The organism is Paraburkholderia rhizosphaerae, assembly GCF_004366595.1.
GTDB lineage: Bacteria > Pseudomonadota > Gammaproteobacteria > Burkholderiales > Burkholderiaceae > Paraburkholderia > Paraburkholderia rhizosphaerae.
Genome location: NZ_SORE01000023.1, coordinates 40,083 through 55,726 on the forward strand (window position 1 = coordinate 40,083; position 15,644 = coordinate 55,726).

Annotated in this window: 15 protein-coding genes; 2 read left to right on the forward strand and 13 right to left on the reverse strand. The window is 62.4% G+C overall.

What is annotated here, in order from left to right; all coding sequences use genetic code 11:
* Nucleotides 1-34: 34 nt before the first annotated feature.
* Entirely contained in the window at nucleotides 35-367 is a 333-nt protein-coding gene (locus tag BX592_RS25535) for an RnfH family protein (protein ID WP_134195868.1), read from the reverse strand.
* On the reverse strand, nucleotides 364-801 hold the full coding sequence (locus BX592_RS25540; RefSeq protein WP_134195870.1) for a type II toxin-antitoxin system RatA family toxin: 438 nt from the start codon (nucleotides 799-801) through the stop codon (nucleotides 364-366). Before BX592_RS25540 ends, BX592_RS25535 begins: the two co-directional genes overlap by 4 nt.
* A 165-nt stretch (nucleotides 802-966) precedes the next feature.
* Here BX592_RS25540 and smpB point away from each other — a divergent pair, with 165 nt between their 5' ends.
* A complete protein-coding gene (smpB, locus tag BX592_RS25545) occupies nucleotides 967-1,413 on the forward strand; it encodes an SsrA-binding protein SmpB (protein WP_134195872.1) in 447 nt (148 codons plus the stop codon).
* A gap of 51 nt (nucleotides 1,414-1,464) precedes the next feature.
* Here the strand turns inward: smpB and BX592_RS25550 are convergent, their stop codons facing one another.
* The 3 genes from BX592_RS25550 to ppsA all read right to left on the reverse strand — a co-directional run bounded on the left by BX592_RS25550 (nucleotide 1,465) and on the right by ppsA (nucleotide 5,547).
* Nucleotides 1,465-2,391: an SPFH domain-containing protein gene (locus BX592_RS25550; protein ID WP_134195874.1), complete on the reverse strand. Its 927-nt coding sequence runs from the start codon at nucleotides 2,389-2,391 to the stop codon at nucleotides 1,465-1,467.
* A gap of 97 nt (nucleotides 2,392-2,488) precedes the next feature.
* Nucleotides 2,489-2,950 (reverse strand): NfeD family protein, encoded by a 462-nt coding sequence (locus BX592_RS25555; RefSeq protein ID WP_134195876.1) that lies wholly within the window; start codon nucleotides 2,948-2,950, stop codon nucleotides 2,489-2,491.
* Between the two features lie 194 nt (nucleotides 2,951-3,144).
* Nucleotides 3,145-5,547, reverse strand: coding sequence for a phosphoenolpyruvate synthase (gene ppsA / locus BX592_RS25560; RefSeq protein ID WP_134195878.1), 2,403 nt, complete (start codon nucleotides 5,545-5,547; stop codon nucleotides 3,145-3,147).
* A gap of 464 nt (nucleotides 5,548-6,011) precedes the next feature.
* Between ppsA and ppsR the strand changes: the two genes are divergently transcribed.
* Nucleotides 6,012-6,827, forward strand: a complete 816-nt coding sequence (gene ppsR, locus BX592_RS25565) for a posphoenolpyruvate synthetase regulatory kinase/phosphorylase PpsR (RefSeq protein ID WP_134195881.1) — start codon at nucleotides 6,012-6,014, stop codon at nucleotides 6,825-6,827.
* 24 nt (nucleotides 6,828-6,851) lie between these two features.
* On the opposite strand, the gene BX592_RS25570 is transcribed toward ppsR, so the two are convergent.
* From BX592_RS25570 to bamA, 8 genes are all read right to left on the reverse strand, one after another.
* A complete protein-coding gene (locus tag BX592_RS25570) occupies nucleotides 6,852-7,640 on the reverse strand; it encodes a TrmH family RNA methyltransferase (protein ID WP_134195883.1) in 789 nt (262 codons plus the stop codon).
* A 101-nt stretch (nucleotides 7,641-7,741) separates the two neighbouring features.
* On the reverse strand, nucleotides 7,742-8,557 hold the full coding sequence (gene rnhB, locus BX592_RS25575) for a ribonuclease HII (RefSeq protein WP_134195885.1): 816 nt from the start codon (nucleotides 8,555-8,557) through the stop codon (nucleotides 7,742-7,744).
* Nucleotides 8,554-9,720 (reverse strand): lipid-A-disaccharide synthase, encoded by a 1,167-nt coding sequence (gene lpxB, locus BX592_RS25580; RefSeq protein ID WP_134195887.1) that lies wholly within the window; start codon nucleotides 9,718-9,720, stop codon nucleotides 8,554-8,556. The genes rnhB and lpxB overlap by 4 nt, the downstream gene beginning before the upstream one ends.
* 6 nt (nucleotides 9,721-9,726) lie before the next feature.
* Nucleotides 9,727-10,515, reverse strand: coding sequence for an acyl-ACP--UDP-N-acetylglucosamine O-acyltransferase (gene lpxA, locus BX592_RS25585; RefSeq protein WP_134195889.1), 789 nt, complete (start codon nucleotides 10,513-10,515; stop codon nucleotides 9,727-9,729).
* 238 nt (nucleotides 10,516-10,753) lie between these two features.
* Nucleotides 10,754-11,215 carry a 3-hydroxyacyl-ACP dehydratase FabZ gene (fabZ, locus tag BX592_RS25590; protein WP_134195891.1) on the reverse strand — a complete coding sequence of 154 codons (462 nt, stop codon included), beginning with the start codon at nucleotides 11,213-11,215 and terminating at the stop codon, nucleotides 10,754-10,756.
* A gap of 273 nt (nucleotides 11,216-11,488) precedes the next feature.
* Nucleotides 11,489-12,568, reverse strand: coding sequence for a UDP-3-O-(3-hydroxymyristoyl)glucosamine N-acyltransferase (lpxD, locus tag BX592_RS25595; RefSeq protein ID WP_134195893.1), 1,080 nt, complete (start codon nucleotides 12,566-12,568; stop codon nucleotides 11,489-11,491).
* Between the two features lie 143 nt (nucleotides 12,569-12,711).
* Complete coding sequence (locus BX592_RS25600) at nucleotides 12,712-13,254, reverse strand: OmpH/Skp family outer membrane protein (RefSeq protein ID WP_208327976.1); 543 nt, start codon at nucleotides 13,252-13,254, stop codon at nucleotides 12,712-12,714.
* Between the two features lie 34 nt (nucleotides 13,255-13,288).
* Complete coding sequence (gene bamA, locus BX592_RS25605; RefSeq protein ID WP_134195895.1) at nucleotides 13,289-15,601, reverse strand: outer membrane protein assembly factor BamA; 2,313 nt, start codon at nucleotides 15,599-15,601, stop codon at nucleotides 13,289-13,291.
* Nucleotides 15,602-15,644: the final 43 nt, after the last annotated feature.

Here is a 15,644-nt window from a genome sequence, read left to right on the forward strand (position 1 = left end):
AGCCACGTTCGCCGGTGCCCCGCTCAAGCCGCCGCTAGCGCGAATCCTTCGGCAACCACTTGCGCCCTTCGACGGACCCATCCCGGCGCGTCTTCTCGACGCGCCTTTGCCGCGCGAGCTTCGGATCGACGATCAACGGCCGGTAGATTTCGACGCGGTCGTGGTCGGCAAGCACCGCATCGAGCGGCTTCAGCTTGCCGAATACGCCGACCTTCTGCTTCGTCAGATCGATCTCCGGATAGCGCTGCAAAATCCCGCTTGCATCGATCGCTTCCCTGAGCGTCGCCCCCTGCGGCAACTCGAGCGAAATCAGCGTCTGCCGGTCCCGCAGCGCGTAGCAGACATCGACCGAAAGACGTGTGCTCATCCCTTGCCGTACCGCTGGTCCGCGCGCTTCACGAACGATTCGACGAACGTGTTCGCAATATGGCTGAATACCGGTCCGATCAGCTTCTCGAGGATGATGTTCGAGAATTCGTAGTGCAGCGCGAACTCGATCTTGCACGCGTCCGCGCGCAGCGGCGTGAAACGCCAGAACCCGGTGAATTTGCGAAACGGTCCGTCGGCGAAGTTCATATCGATGCGCGACGGCCGCTGTTGCGTGTTGTGCGTGGCGAAGTGCTGCTTGATGCCCTTGAAGTTGATGTCGATACGCGCTTCCATCCCGTTCTCGTCCTGCTGGCGGATCTCGACGCCACCGCACCACGGCAGGAAATTGGGGTAGTCCGCGACGTCGGTGACGAGGTCGAACATCTGCTCCGCCGAGTGGCGTATCAATACGGTTTTCTGGACATCTGCCATAAATTCAACGGCACGCGGCGGAAGTAAAAATACGGATCAATAGGGAAACCGCTGGAAACGGCGGAAAAACGACGCAAACGGATCAAAATCGCGTAAAAGCCAGGCGGTTTTCCGGCTTCGCTTTGCTAAAATTGTGATTTTAAACGAGTTGGGCATTTTCCATTCATGAGCATCATCGATAACAGGAAGGCCTTCTTCGATTACTTCATCGAAGAGCGCTTCGAAGCCGGACTCGTGCTCGAAGGATGGGAGGTCAAGGCGCTGCGCGCCGGGCGCGGGCAGATCAAGGAAGGCTACGTGGTCATCAAGAACGCGGAGTTGTTCCTGATCGGCACGCACATCAGCCCGTTGCCGGAAGCGTCGACGCACATCAATCCCGACCCGGTCCGCACGCGCAAACTGCTGTTGCACGCGGCGGAGATCAGCAAGCTGATCGGCAAGGTCGAGCAGCGCGGCTACACGCTCGTGCCGCTGAATTTCCACTACAAGGACGGCCGCGTCAAATGTGAAATCGGCCTCGCGAAGGGCAAGAAGCTGCACGACAAACGCGAAACCGAAAAGAAACGCGATTGGGAGCGCGAAAAGGCGCGTCTGATGCGCACGCCGAGCTAGGGCCGGCCTGCTTCGCCGGCCCAGACACGCGTCCGTTCGGGGCTCATGAGTTCAGGCGCTCGCGCCCTTCTGTTGTTTAACAATCGCGAGCGCCGACGCGATCATCGAGCTCATATCCGACAGGTTGCCCGGCACGATCAGCGTATTGCCCTGCTTGGCCAGATTCGCAAACGCGTTCACGTACTGCTCGGCCACCTTCAGGTTCACCGCTTCCATGCCGCCGGTCGACTGGATCGCGGCGGCGATCTTCTGAATGGCCTGCGCGTTCGCTTCCGCCACTGCGAGAATCGCGGACGCCTGCCCTTGCGCCTGATTGATCGCCGCTTGCCGCTCGCCTTCGGACTTCTGGATCGCCGCTTCGCGGCCGCCCGATGCGATATTGATCTGCTCCTGCTTGCGTCCTTCGGACGCCGCGATCAGCGCGCGCTTTTCACGCTCCGCGGTGATCTGCTGCTGCATCGCGTGCAGAATCTCCTTCGGCGGCGTCAGGTCCTTGATTTCATACCGCAGCACCTTCACGCCCCAGTTCGATGCGGCTTCGTCGAGCGCCGACACAATACTGTGATTGATAAAGTCGCGTTCCTCGAAGGTCTTGTCGAGTTCGAGCTTGCCGATGACCGAGCGCAGCGTGGTCTGTGACAACTGCGTAATGGCGAACACGAAGTTGCTCGAGCCGTACGACGCCTTCATCGGGTCGGTCACCTGGAAGTACAGCACGCCGTCCACCTGCAATTGCGTGTTGTCGCGCGTGATGCAGACCTGACTCGGCACGTCGAGCGGAATTTCCTTCAGCACGTGCTTGTACGCGATACGGTCGATAAACGGCACCACAAGGGTCGCGCCAGGCGGCAACGTCGCGTGATAGCGGCCCAGACGCTCGACAATCCATGCGTGCTGCTGCGGCACGATCTTGATTGTTTTGCTGATCACCGCGATCACGATGATCAAAAGAACGACTGCGAAGATCGTCGATTCCATCCTGCACCCCTTCGGTCCGATATGAGTTTGCTTCGTTATCCGTTCGATTCGTTTGCGCTGCTTTGAGTCGCGTTGCGCTGCTTCGCGGCGATCGCGCCTACGTCCGGGTTGCGCTCGTGGCGCCTGCCGCAGGCCGGCTCGCGACGACAACCAGACAACTGCCACGCAACGCAGTGATCTTGTACACGCGCGCATCTTCCGGCTCACCCGGCGCGAGTTCGACATCCCACGCGGCGCCGCGATACTGCGTGCGCGCGCGGCGTTCGTGCCACTCGAGCACCGTGAGCGTGGCGCCGATATCGAGATTCACATCGGGGTTGCGCGCCGCGTCGACCCGCTTGCGGCGGCCGAAACGCGAACGCCGCAAGAGCGCGACCGCAACCAGCGCGACCAAGGCCGCGACCGCGAACTGTGCGGCCACCGGCGCGCCCGCGAGGCGCGCAAGCGCCGCGGCAACAAAGCCGAGCGCGACCATCAGCAGATAAAACGTGCCGATCATCAGCTCGAGCAGGATCAGCACGCCCGCGCCGATCCACCAGAACGCCCCCGCTATCGCCACTTTGGCCTCCGCAAAGCAAAACACCCCGGAACTATCCGGGGTGTTTTATAGCACGAACTCAATGCGAATCTGGAACGATTTAGCGTCGAGCCAGACATTCGAAGCGGCGCATCTGGCGCCGAGCATTCAATGCGCATTCAGCGAGCGTTCAGACAGCGCTGTCCTGCACGCGCCGCCCGAACGCTACATCGCATTTACTTCGCTTGTGCTTTCGCCAGGGCCTGCCACGTGTCGATGATCGTGTCCGGATTCAGCGACATCGACGCGATGCCGATTTCGGTCAGCCACAGCGCAAAGTCCGGATGATCCGACGGGCCCTGACCGCAGATGCCGACGTACTTGTTCAGGCGCAAGCAGGTGTCGATAGCGCGCTTCAACATAAACTTCACCGCCGGATCGCGCTCGTCGAAGTCCACCGCCAGCAGTTCCATGCCGGAATCGCGATCGAGACCGAGCGTCAACTGCGTGAGGTCGTTCGAGCCGATCGAGAAGCCGTCGAAGTACTCGAGGAACTCTTCGGCGAGAATCGCGTTCGACGGCACTTCGCACATCATGATCAGCTTCAGGCCGTTCACGCCGCGCTTCAGGCCGAATTTCTCGAGCAGTCCGACCACGCGTTCCGCCTGCTTCAGCGTCCGCACGAACGGCACCATGATTTCGACGTTATCGAGGCCCATTTCCTCACGCACGCGCTTCAATGCCGCGCATTCCATCTCGAACGCAAGCGCGAAGTCTTCGGCGATATAGCGCGACGCGCCACGGAAACCGAGCATCGGATTTTCCTCATCCGGCTCGTAACGCGAACCGCCGATCAGCTTCTTGTACTCGTTCGACTTGAAGTCGGACAGACGCACGATGACGGGCTTCGGATAGAACGCCGCGGCGATCGTCGCAATGCCTTCGGTCAGCTTGTCGACATAAAACGCACGCGGCGACGCATGGCCACGCGCGACGCTTTCGACCGCCTTCTTCAAATCCTGATCGACGTTCGGGTACTCGAGAATCGCCTTCGGGTGCACACCGATATTGTTGTTGATGATGAACTCGAGACGCGCCAGACCAACGCCCGCGTTCGGCAATTGCGAGAAGTCGAACGCAAGCTGCGGGTTGCCGACGTTCATCATGATCTTCGTCGGAATCGGCGGCAATTCGCCGCGCTGCACTTCGGTGACTTCGGTTTCGAGCAGGCCGTCGTAGATGCGCCCTTCGTCGCCCTCCGCGCACGACACGGTAACGAGCGCGCCGTCCTTCAGCACGTCGGTCGCGTCGCCGCAGCCCACGACTGCCGGCACGCCGAGTTCACGCGCGATGATCGCCGCGTGGCACGTACGGCCGCCACGGTTCGTGACGATGGCCGACGCGCGCTTCATCACCGGTTCCCAGTTCGGATCGGTCATGTCGGCGACCAGCACGTCGCCCGGTTGCACACGTTCCATTTCCGACGGGTCGTGAATCACGCGCACCGGACCCGCGCCGACCTTCTGCCCGATCGCGCGACCGGTGGCGAGCACCTGCGACTGCCCCTTCAGCTTGAAGCGCTGCTCCGACTTGCCATGACCCTGGCTCTTCACCGTCTCCGGACGAGCCTGCAGGATAAAGATCTTGCCGTCGCGGCCGTCCTTGCCCCACTCGATGTCCATCGGGCGCTGGTAGTGCTTCTCGATGATGACCGCGTACTTTGCAAGCTCGATCACGTCTTCGTCGGTGATCGAGTAGCGGTTGCGCTGCTCCGGCGACACATCGACGGTCTTCACGCGGCCTTCTTCGCCCGCCTTCGTGAATTCCATCTTGATCAGCTTCGAGCCGATCGAGCGGCGGATGATCGGGTACTTGCCCTGCGCGAGCGTGGTCTTGAACACATAGAACTCGTCCGGGTTCACCGCGCCCTGCACGACCGTTTCGCCGAGACCGTAGCTCGACGTGATGAACACCGCGTCCTTGAAGCCGGATTCGGTATCGAGCGTGAACATCACGCCGGCCGCGCCGACGTCGGAGCGGACCATACGCTGCACGCCCGCCGACAATGCCACTTCCGCGTGGGTAAAGCCCTTGTGCACGCGATACGAGATTGCGCGGTCGTTGTACAGCGATGCGAACACGTGCTTCATCCGGTCGAGCACGTCTTCGATACCGACCACGTTCAGATAGCTTTCCTGCTGGCCCGCGAACGATGCGTCCGGCAGATCTTCGGCGGTAGCCGACGAGCGCACGGCAAACGACAGTTCGGCGGAACTCTTCGATAGCGTGTCGAACGCGGCGCGGATTTCCTGCTCGAGGCGCGGCTGCAGCGGCGCGTCGACGATCCACTCGCGGATTTCCTTGCCGGCGGCGGCAAGCGCCTTCACGTCGTCGACGTCGAGCGTTTCGAGACGTTGTGCAATGCGTTCGGTCAGCTTGTTGTGATGCAGAAAGTCGCGGAATGCGAGCGCGGTGGTCGCGAAGCCGGTCGGCACCTGAACGCCTGCTTCGGCGAGCTGACTGATCATCTCGCCCAGCGACGCATTCTTGCCGCCGACAATTTCCACGTCGGTCATGCGCAACTGTTCAAACGGAACTACATACGCGGTGTCCTTTGCGACGTTAACTGCGTTAGTCATACAAGCCCCTAAGAGTGGAAGAAATGCACGATTGCGCAAGTGGGCTTGCACGCGCGGCGCTCATAGGAAGCGTTCGCGCGTCTTGCGCAACCTGTTGGAGAAGCAATCGCTAACGGGAAACCGACGTTTGGCCGGCCTTGGCCTTCGGTTTGCTTGCAATTGCTTATCCAACAGGTTGCCGCTATTCTACCGTGCCGATTCCCCGAAATGTGCCGGTGGGCCAACAATGGTGCGAAGTCCCGTGCCAAAACCGGGTGAAATCGCGCAGAAGACCAGCCGGCGGGCGTTTGCGCTGCATGCGCACGGCGTATAGCGCAACTGCAGGCGCGCAGAGTCTGCGTAACAGGTCACGCCGGGATTACCTCGGGGTCACTTCAACGTCGATTCAGAGTCACTCCGCTGCGCAATTTGTACGCCGCACTTAATTCGAGTGGTTTGCGCCGCTCACGTTCCTTCCCAGACTGATGCCGCCCACCGTATTCATCGTTTCCGACGGTACCGGGATCACTGCCGAAACTTTCGCGCATTCGATCCTCTCCCAGTTCGATCAGAAATTCCGGCTCGTGCGCGTGCCGTTCGTCGACTCGACCGAAAAAGCGTATGCGACGCTCGAGAAGATCAACGAAGCGGGCCGCCAGGAAGGCCGCCGGCCGATCGTGTTTACGACGCTCGTGAACAGCGCGTCGAATCAGATCGTCAAGGATTCGAATGCGCTCGTGCTGGATATGTTCCAGACCTTCGTCGAGCCGCTCGAGCAGGAATTGGAGTTGCAGTCGAGTCACGCAATGGGCCGCGGGCACCAGAACGCCGACACCGAGGAATACAAGAACCGCATCGAGGCGATCAACTTCTCGCTCGCGCACGACGACGGCCAGTCGAACCGCAACCTCGCCGAAGCGGATGTGATTCTGGTCGGCGTGTCGCGCAGCGGCAAGACGCCGACGAGTCTTTACCTCGCGATGCAGTATGGCGTGAAGGCGGCAAACTATCCGCTGATTCCCGAAGACTTCGAACGAGGCAAGCTGCCGACGCCGCTGCTCGCGCATCGCGACAAGATGTTCGGCCTGTCGATCGATCCGCAGCGTCTGGCCGAGATCCGCAACGAGCGGCGCCCGGGTAGCAAATATGCAGCAATCGAGAGTTGCCGCTATGAAATCAACGAGGCGGAAGCGATGATGCGGCGCGAAGGGATCAAATGGCTGTCGTCGACGCACAAGTCGATCGAGGAAATCGCCACCACCATCCTGCAGGAAATCAGGCTCGATCGGCCTTCCTATTGATACGCGGCAGCGTGCACGCGCTGGTTACTTGCGGCGGCCGCGCTGTTGGCGGCATTGTTCGAACAGACATACGGCGGCCGCCGCCGCGACATTGAGCGATTCCATCCCGCCTGGCTGCGGAATCGTCACACGGTGCGTGACCGCGGCTCGCCACGCTGGCGACACGCCCGCCCCTTCGTTGCCAAACACCCACGCGAGCGGCCCGGACAGATCGCAATCGTAGAGCGCCTGCGCGCCGTGCGAATCGGTGATCGCAACCGGCACCGCAAGCCGCCCGATCAACGCGTCCGGTTCGATGTCTTCGTGAATACGCAGCAGGAAATGCGCGCCCATCGCCGAACGCAGCACCTTCGACGCCCATGCATACGCGGTGCCCGGCGCGCAGAACACATCGGCAATACCCGCGGCCGCCGCGCTGCGTAAAATCGAACCGACATTGCCGGCGTCCTGCACGCCGTCGAGCACAACACAACTGTGCGCAACGCGCTCGGGCAACGGCACCGCGGGCCGTTCGACCAGCAGCAGCATGCCCACGCCATTGACCACGTTCGACAACTGGCCGAACAGCGCATCGGGCAGCGTGACGACTCGCGCGGCGTCGATGCGCGCGACAATCGTTTGCGCTTCGTCGTGGCGCAACGCGCCTTCGGTCACCACGCAGGTTTCCGGTTGACCCGCGGCGTCGAGATACGCGCTCGCCAGATGAAACCCTTCGAGGAGCGCATGCGCGCTGCGGCGCTGCTGGTGCGTCGAGCCGGCGAGCGCCTTCAGGCGTTTGTAGAGTGGATTGTCGCGCGAGGTGATGGATTTCACGTCTGGGATATCACGGAGTGGCTTCAGAACCGGCGGCTTACCTTATCGGCGACGCGTGCGCTACCGCCACGCCCGCCATGCTCAAGCACGAACGCGCGGGATCAGAACGGCGGGCTATCGAGATCGAGCGGCGCATCGTCGAACGCATCGGCGCCGAACGCGGGCGGATCGACCACCGCGGTTTCCGGCGGCAGATCGTTGAGCGCCAGGCCAAGCCGGATATGTGCTTCGCGCACCGGCGCGAACGAACGCCGATGATGCTCGCAAGGCCCGTGTTCGCGCAGCGCGAGCAGATGCTGTGGCGTGCCGTAGCCCGCGTGCGCATCGAACCCATACATCGGGAATGACTGATGCAGGTCCAGCAGCATCCGGTCGCGCGTGACCTTTGCGAGAATCGACGCAGCCGAAATGCAAGGCACCAGCGCATCGCCGCTGACGATCGCCTCGCTACGCACGCTCAGCACCGGGCAGCGGTTGCCGTCGATCTTCGCGAGCGTCGGCACCATAGACAGCCCTTCGACCGCGCGCTTCATTGCGAGCATGGTTGCGTGCAGGATGTTCAGCGTATCGATTTCATCGACCGACGCGGACGCGACACACCACGCGAGCGAACGCTCGACGATCTTGTCGTATAACGCCTCACGCTTCTTCGCGGTGAGCACCTTCGAATCGTCGAGGCCGCGAATGCGCCGCTTCGGATCGAGAATGACCGCGGCCGCCACCACCGGCCCCGCGAGCGGCCCGCGCCCCGCCTCGTCGACGCCGCAGATAATATCGAGCGGCGACTCGAAGTCGAGCCCCGCCTGCACGACCGTCAACGTGCTGCCCGCACCTGTGCGGCCCGCTTTCGCAGTCTTGCCGGGGCTAGCGGTTTTGGCCACGACGACCTTCGCGCGGCGCGGCGGCGTATCGCTCATCCCCGCCCCTTGCGCGATTCGACGACCTGCGCGACGGCTTCCGCCGCGCGCTGTGCGGTGTTCTGCTTCAGCACGTGATGCATTTCCGTGAAGATTTCCGTCAGCGTGCGCCGGTTTGCGTCGTCCCGCAACTGGGTCAGCGTTGCATCGGCGAGCGCTTGCGGCGTCGCGAAATGCTGCAGGATTTCGGGCACCACAAAGCGCCCCGCGAGGATGTTCGGCAAACCGACATACGGCAGGTAGCCTTGCCGCCGCATGATCTGCCCGGTCAGCCACGGCACCTTGTATGAAATCACCATCGGCTTTTTCAGCAGTGCCGCTTCGAGCGTCACCGTGCCACTTTTGACGAGCAGCGCATCGGCGGCCGTCATCGCAAGTTGTGCGTTGCCGTCGATCAGCGTCAGCGCCAGCGTAGGGTGCGCATCGACGAGCGGCTTGAGCAACTCGCGCAGCGCCGGCGTCGCGGCCGGCATCACAAAGCGCACGCCCGGCTCGCGCTGCTGCATCAGCGCCATCGCGTCGAAAAACGTCGGGCCGATCAGCTCGATTTCCGAGCGACGGCTGCCCGGCAGCACGCCGATCACCGGGCCGCTCGCGGGCAAGCCAAGCGTCACGCGCGCGCCGGCCACATCAGGTTCGAGCGGAATCTGGTCCGCAAGCGGATGGCCGACATACGTCGCGGCGACGCCTGCCTTTTCGAGCAGCGGCTTCTCGAACGGAAACACGCACAGCATATGGTCGACCGCTTTGGCGATCTTCTTGATGCGCCCGCCACGCCACGCCCAGATCGACGGACAGACCAGATGCACGGTCGGAATGCCGTGCTCGCGCAGCGCGTGTTCGAGGCCGAAATTGAAGTCTGGCGCGTCGACGCCGACGAACGCGTCGGGCGGGTCCGCAAGCAGCTGACGCTTTAATTCATTACGGATCCCGAGAATCTCGGGGATATGCCGCAGCGCTTCGACATAGCCGCGCACCGTCAGCTTTTCCATCGGGAAATGCGCATCGAAGCCGTGCGCGATCATGCGCGGGCCGCCGATCCCATAGCTGCGTGCCTCGGGCAGCCGGGCCGCGAGGCCGTCGAGCAGCGCCGCGCCGAGGATATCGCCGGACGGTTCGCCGGCCACCATCGCAAGCCGCGGCTGACTGGATTGCAGCGACATTGCGCGTTAGCGGATGATGCCGCGCTGCGACGATTCGACGAAGTCGACGAATGCACGCACCGCTTCGTCGCCGTCGCCGCCCGCGGACGCAAGCTCGCGCAACTGGAGCTTCGCCTCTTCGAGCGACAGGCCGTTCTTGTACAGCAGCCGGTACGCCGAACGCAGCGCCGAAATCGCGTCCGCCGAAAAGCCGCGCCGGCGCAGCCCTTCGACGTTGATGCCGTGAGGCTCCGCTTTATTGCCGGCCGCGATCACGAACGGCGGAACGTCCTGCACGAGCGCCGACGCGCCGCCGAGCATCGAATGCGCGCCGATCCGCACGAACTGGTGGACGCCCGACATGCCGCCGACGATCGCATGGTCGCCGATGATCACGTGCCCCGCCATCTGCGCATTGCTCGACAGAATCACGTTACTGCCGACCTGGCAGTCGTGGCCGATATGCACGTACGCCATGATCCAGTTGTCGTCGCCGAGCGTCGTGATGCCGGTGTCCTGCACGGTGCCGGTGTGGATCGTCGTGAACTCGCGGATCATATTGCGGTGGCCGATCGCGAGCCGGGTCGGCTCGCCCTTGTACTTCATGTCCTGCGGCCGGCCGCCGATCGACGCGAAGTGCCCGATCTGGTTGTCCTCGCCGAGCGTCGTGTGGCCTTCGATCACGCTATGCGAACCGACGGTGGTCCGCGCGCCGATCGTCACGTGCGCGCCGACGATCGCATACGGTCCGATTTCGACCGTGTCGTCGAGCTGTGCACCCGGTTCGATGATCGCAGTGGGATGAATCCTGCTCATGCGCCCTCGCTTGTATTTCAGTTGGCGTTTCGCAATGCCGGCGACGCATCACGCGGTACGTCGATGGCGATCGTCGAAATCGCTGATGTCGCTGATGTCGCTGCTGTCCTTCTGGCCGACTTGCCGCGGCTGCTTTCGACGCAAACCGGAAGCTGGGAGCGCGGGGCGCGCCGCCGTCGTGCCGTGCCGCGTCGCATCTCGACACGGAATTGCCGTCAGCACCGTTGCGTCGCCGCCGTCAGCCCTCGTCCGACGTGCGCACCGCGCACATCAGATCCGCTTCCGCCGCCACCGCGCCGTCGACTTCGGCGCGCGCCTTGAACTTCCAGATGCCACGCATATGACGCTCGAACGTCACGTTCAGAATCAGCTGGTCGCCCGGTTCGACGACCCGCTTGAAGCGTGCGTTATCGATGCCGACGAACAGATACAGCGTATTGTCCGGATCGTGCGGTTCTTCCGCGAACGTCAGCAGCGCGGCCGTCTGCGCGAGCGCTTCGAGAATCAGCACACCGGGCATCACCGGGCGCTTCGGAAAGTGCCCCATGAAGTACGGCTCGTTGATCGTGACATTCTTCAGCGCCTTGATCGCTTTGTGCGGTTCGAGCTCGATCACGCGGTCGACCAGCAGGATCGGATAGCGATGCGGCAGTAGCGTCAGAATCTTGTGAATGTCGAGGTTGATTTTTTCGGTGCTCATGGTATTTCGGTTCACGCTCAGTATCGTCATCGATCGTGCGACGATAACTTTTGGATGCTGGTGCAGGCGAATAGATCACGTGCCGTCGCCGGGTTCGCTTCGAGCTTGTATCGGGTTTGCATTCCCGGGCTTGCGTTCCCCGGTCCTGCGTTCACCATGCCCCGGTGACTGCGGCGGCGCCCTGAGTGCCATGCCGCCATCGGGCGGTCACGGCCGGCGCTTCTGATAGTGCGTTTCTGCTCCCTTCTTGTTCGTTGTTGCTCGCGGCCCGCGCTACGCGTTACCGTCGCCCGCCTGTGCCGCCACGGCGGCTTCGAGCGCCTTGATCCGGTCGCGCATCTTGTCGAGATTACGCAGCAGCGCCGCGCTTTTGTTCCACTCAGCATGATCGACTGCCGGAAATGCACTTGTGTACAACCCCGGCTTCAGCAACGACTTCGACACACCCGACTTCGCGGTGATAATTACGTAGTCGCCGAGCGTCACATGGCCGGCGATGCCGACTGCGCCGCCGATCATACAGTGCTTGCCGATCGTCGTGCTACCCGCGATACCCGCGCAGCCCGCGATCACGGTGTACGCGCCGATCCGGCAATTGTGCGCGATTTGCACGAGGTTATCGATTTTCACGCACTCCTCGATCACGGTATCGGCCATCGCCCCGCGGTCGATCGTCGTGTTGGCGCCGATTTCGACATCCGGGCCGATCGTCACGCCGCCGACCTGTGGAATCTTGACCCAGCTACCCGTGCGCGCATCGCCCTCGCCGACGAAATCCGGCGCGAAGCCGAAGCCATCGGAGCCAATTACCGCGCCGGCCTGCACGATCGCACGCTCGCCGACGGCGCAGCCATGGTACACGGTCACATTCGGGTACAGATGCGACCCCGCGCCGATCCGCGTACCGCGGCCGATGAACACATTCGCATCGAGGCGCACATTTTCGCCAATCACCGCGCCAGCCTCGACCGTCACGTTCGGTCCGATCACCGCACTCGCCGCGACCTTCGCCGACGGGTCCACGTTGGCGCGCGGATGCACGCCGGGCACCGCTTTCGGCGCCGCGAGATCAATGAAGGCCTGTGCGACGCGCGCGAAGTAGGCGTACGGGTTCGGCGTGACGATGAAGTTACGTCCATCGGGCGACGCGAGCTTCGCCAGGTCGTCCGCGTTGATCAGCACGGCGCCCGCCTGGGTCGTGTCGACCTGCGACAGGTATTTGGGGTTCGCGAGGAACGCCAGATGTTCCGGCCCAGCCTGATCCAGCGGCGCCAGGTTGCTGACGCGATGCGTGCGGTCTCCGACAATGTCGCCGCCAAAGCGTGCCGCAATCTCCTCGAGCGTAAAAGCCATGCGTGTACTGCTCCTGATTTCGGTTAGCGCCCAGGTTGGCGCTTGAAAGGTACCGGGCTGAAATGCGCCGATACCGGCGTGCTGCTTTTTCTTCGTTGTTGCCTTGCCTGATTCGCCTGATTCGCTTGATTCGTTCGCTTCAGTCAGTTAGTACTGTTCGGCGCGGCGAGCGCCTTTAACACCTGGTCGGTGATGTCGATGCGCGGGCTCACATACACGGCTTCCTGTACGATCAGATCGTAGTGCTGCTGCTCCGCGATCTGTTTGATGACCTTGTTCGCACGGTCGAGCACCGCGGCCAGTTCTTCGTTGCGGCGCTGGTTCAGATCTTCGCGGAACTCGCGCTGCTTGCGCTGGAAGTCGGTATCGAGCTGCGACAGATCGCGCTGCTTCTGCGCGCGATCCGTCGGCGACATCGACGCGCCGTTCTTGTCGAGCGCATCGGACATCGTTTTCAGGCGCGATGCCATGTCCTGCAGATCCTTGTCGCGCTTTGCGAACTCGGCTTCGAGCTTCGCCTGTGCCGCCTTCGCCGCCGCCGACTCGCGCAGGATGCGGTCGGAATTGACCGCCGCGATACGCGCTTCCTGCGCCTGCGCGGCTTGCACGAGGCCCACGCCGAGCGTCACGGCCAGCGCCAGTGCACACGCCACACGTTTCGAAATCATACCGGTTAGCAAAGTCATCCTCTCGATACTGTAAGGGTCGCCGTTCGTCCGATCAGAATGCCGTCCCGATCTGGAACTGGAACTTCTGATACTGGTCGCCGGCGTGCTTCTGCAGCGGGAAGCCCAAGCTCAGCTTGAGCGGCCCGATCGGCGAAATCCACGCGAGACCAAAACCGTAAGCGTAGCGCAGGCCGTTCGAGCCGACCGTCGTATTGCCGCCCTGGGACGGGTCGCCCCAGACGTTACCTGCATCGAGGAACGTGAACACGCGCAGCGTGCGGTCGTAGCCCGTACCCGGCAGCGGGAAGGTCAGCTCGATATTGCTGACGAACATCTTGTTACCGCCGACCGGATCGCCTGTGGTCGTATCGCGCGGACCCAGCGAGCTCGGCTCATAGCCGCGCACCGAACCGATACCACCGGCGTAGTAGTTCTTGAAGATCGGGAACGGATTGCCGATACCCTTACCGTAGCCGCCCTGCACGTTGAAGCCGAGCACGAAGCCGCGCGAAAACGAGTAATAGTACTGCGCCTGCAAATCCGCCTTGTAGTACTGCGTGCCGCCGACCGGCGTACCGTATTCGGCATTCGCCTGCGTGAAGTAACCGCGGCTCGGCACCAGTGCGCTATCGCGATTGTCGCGCGACCAGCCGACTGTCAGTGGCACGTTATTCGATACGCGGCCGAAGTCGTTCACGTAGTTCTTGTACGTCTGCGGCGTATTCGCGTCGACGTCGAGCGTGTTCTGCTCGAAGCCGATGCCGAAGAAGACCGTATCGACTTCGGAGAACGGGATACCGAACTTCAGGTCGCCACCCACCGTGACGATCCGGAAGCTCGAATCGGTCGAATAGAACAGCGGCTCGTACGTGCGGTAGTAGACGTCGGTGATCCGCTTGATGCCGTCGACCGTGAAGTACGGGTCGACCTGCGTGACCGTCAGCGTGCGGTACGTCTTCGCGGTGTTCACGTTGACCGACAGGCTGGTGCCGGAACCGAACACGTTGTCCTGCGACACACCGGCCGACAGTACGACCTTGTCCGTCGACGAGAAACCGGCGCCGAGCGTAATCGCGCCAGTCGGCTTTTCGGCCACTTTCACGTCGACGTCGACCTGGTCGGGCGTGCCTTCGACCGGCACGGTCGTCACGTCGACGTCGGTAAAGTAGCCGAGGCGGTTGATCCGGTCCTTCGACAGCGCGAGGCGGTTCGAATCGAACCATGAGCTTTCGAGCTGGCGCATTTCGCGGCGCACGACTTCGTCGCGCGTGCGCGTGTTGCCCGTCACATTGACGCGGCGCACGTAGACGCGGCGGCTCGGGTCCACCTGCAGCGTCAGGTCGACCGTGTGATGCTCCTGATCGATCTGCGGCAGCGCATTGACGGTCGCGAACGCATAGCCGTATTCGCCGAGCTTGTCGACGATCGCCTTCGTGGTGGCCTGCAGCTTTTCCGCCGAGAAACGGTCGCCCGGCTTGATCTTGATCAGCTTTGTGAGCTCCGCTTCGCGATCGAGCAGATTTCCCGCCAGCTTGATGCTCGAGATCGTGTACGGCTCGCCCTCGTGCAGCGTGATGGTCAGGTACATGTCCTTCTTGTCGGGCGTAATCGACACCTGGGTCGACTCGATGTTGAACTCGAGGTAGCCGCGATTCAGGTAGTACGACCGCACGTTTTCGAGGTCGCCCGTGAGCTTTTCCTTCGAGTACAGGTCGTTCTTCGTGTACCAGGAAAACCAGTTCGGCGTCGACAGCTGCATTTCGTCGCGCAGCGTGCCGGTACTGAAAGCCTTGTTGCCGATGAAGTTGATCTGGCGGATCTTCGCATTCGGCCCTTCGACCACCGAGAACAGCAGACCGACGCGATTGCGGTCGATCGGCGTGACGGTCGTCGTAACTTCCGCCGCATAGAAACCGCGCGTCAGATATTGGCGTTTCAGCTCCTGCTCGGCCTTATCGACCAGCGCCTTGTCGTAGTACCGGCCTTGCGACAGGCCGACCGAGCGCAGCGCCTTGATCAGATTGTCCTTCTCGAATTCATGAATGCCGGCGAAATCGATCGTGCCGATGGCCGGACGCTCGACTACCTGGACGATCACGACATTGCCTTCGGTCGCAATCTTGACGTCGTTGAAAAAGCCGGTGGCGTACAGCGCGCGGATGGCTTCGGACGCTTTATCGTCGGTGAACGTGTCGCCTTGCTTGATCGGCAGGTACGAGAACACGGTGCCCGGTTCGACCCGTTGCAAACCCTCGATCCGAATGTCTTGCACCACAAAGGGTGTCGTTGCGTGGGCGACCAGCCCATGCGCGGCGAATGCCGCGGCTACAACTGTTTTAGGAACAAAGCGATGAGGTTTGAACAACGTGCTTCCCCAGTGTTATAGCTGCATCAGGTCCGGCGGTCGT

What these genes read in the sequence shown, in the direction of transcription:
- BX592_RS25535 (WP_134195868.1), bottom strand. Translation starts at nt 367, where the DNA reads ATGAGCACACGTCTTTCGGTCGATGTCTGCTACGCGCTGCGGGACCGG.
- BX592_RS25540 (WP_134195870.1), bottom strand. Translation starts at nt 801, where the DNA reads ATGGCAGATGTCCAGAAAACCGTATTGATACGCCACTCGGCGGAGCAG.
- smpB (WP_134195872.1), top strand. Translation starts at nt 967, where the DNA reads ATGAGCATCATCGATAACAGGAAGGCCTTCTTCGATTACTTCATCGAA.
- BX592_RS25550 (WP_134195874.1), bottom strand. Translation starts at nt 2,391, where the DNA reads ATGGAATCGACGATCTTCGCAGTCGTTCTTTTGATCATCGTGATCGCG.
- ppsA (WP_134195878.1), bottom strand. Translation starts at nt 5,547, where the DNA reads ATGACTAACGCAGTTAACGTCGCAAAGGACACCGCGTATGTAGTTCCG.
- ppsR (WP_134195881.1), top strand. Translation starts at nt 6,012, where the DNA reads ATGCCGCCCACCGTATTCATCGTTTCCGACGGTACCGGGATCACTGCC.
- rnhB (WP_134195885.1), bottom strand. Translation starts at nt 8,557, where the DNA reads ATGAGCGATACGCCGCCGCGCCGCGCGAAGGTCGTCGTGGCCAAAACC.
- lpxB (WP_134195887.1), bottom strand. Translation starts at nt 9,720, where the DNA reads ATGTCGCTGCAATCCAGTCAGCCGCGGCTTGCGATGGTGGCCGGCGAA.
- lpxA (WP_134195889.1), bottom strand. Translation starts at nt 10,515, where the DNA reads ATGAGCAGGATTCATCCCACTGCGATCATCGAACCGGGTGCACAGCTC.
- fabZ (WP_134195891.1), bottom strand. Translation starts at nt 11,215, where the DNA reads ATGAGCACCGAAAAAATCAACCTCGACATTCACAAGATTCTGACGCTA.
- lpxD (WP_134195893.1), bottom strand. Translation starts at nt 12,568, where the DNA reads ATGGCTTTTACGCTCGAGGAGATTGCGGCACGCTTTGGCGGCGACATT.
- BX592_RS25600 (WP_208327976.1), bottom strand. Translation starts at nt 13,254, where the DNA reads ATGACTTTGCTAACCGGTATGATTTCGAAACGTGTGGCGTGTGCACTG.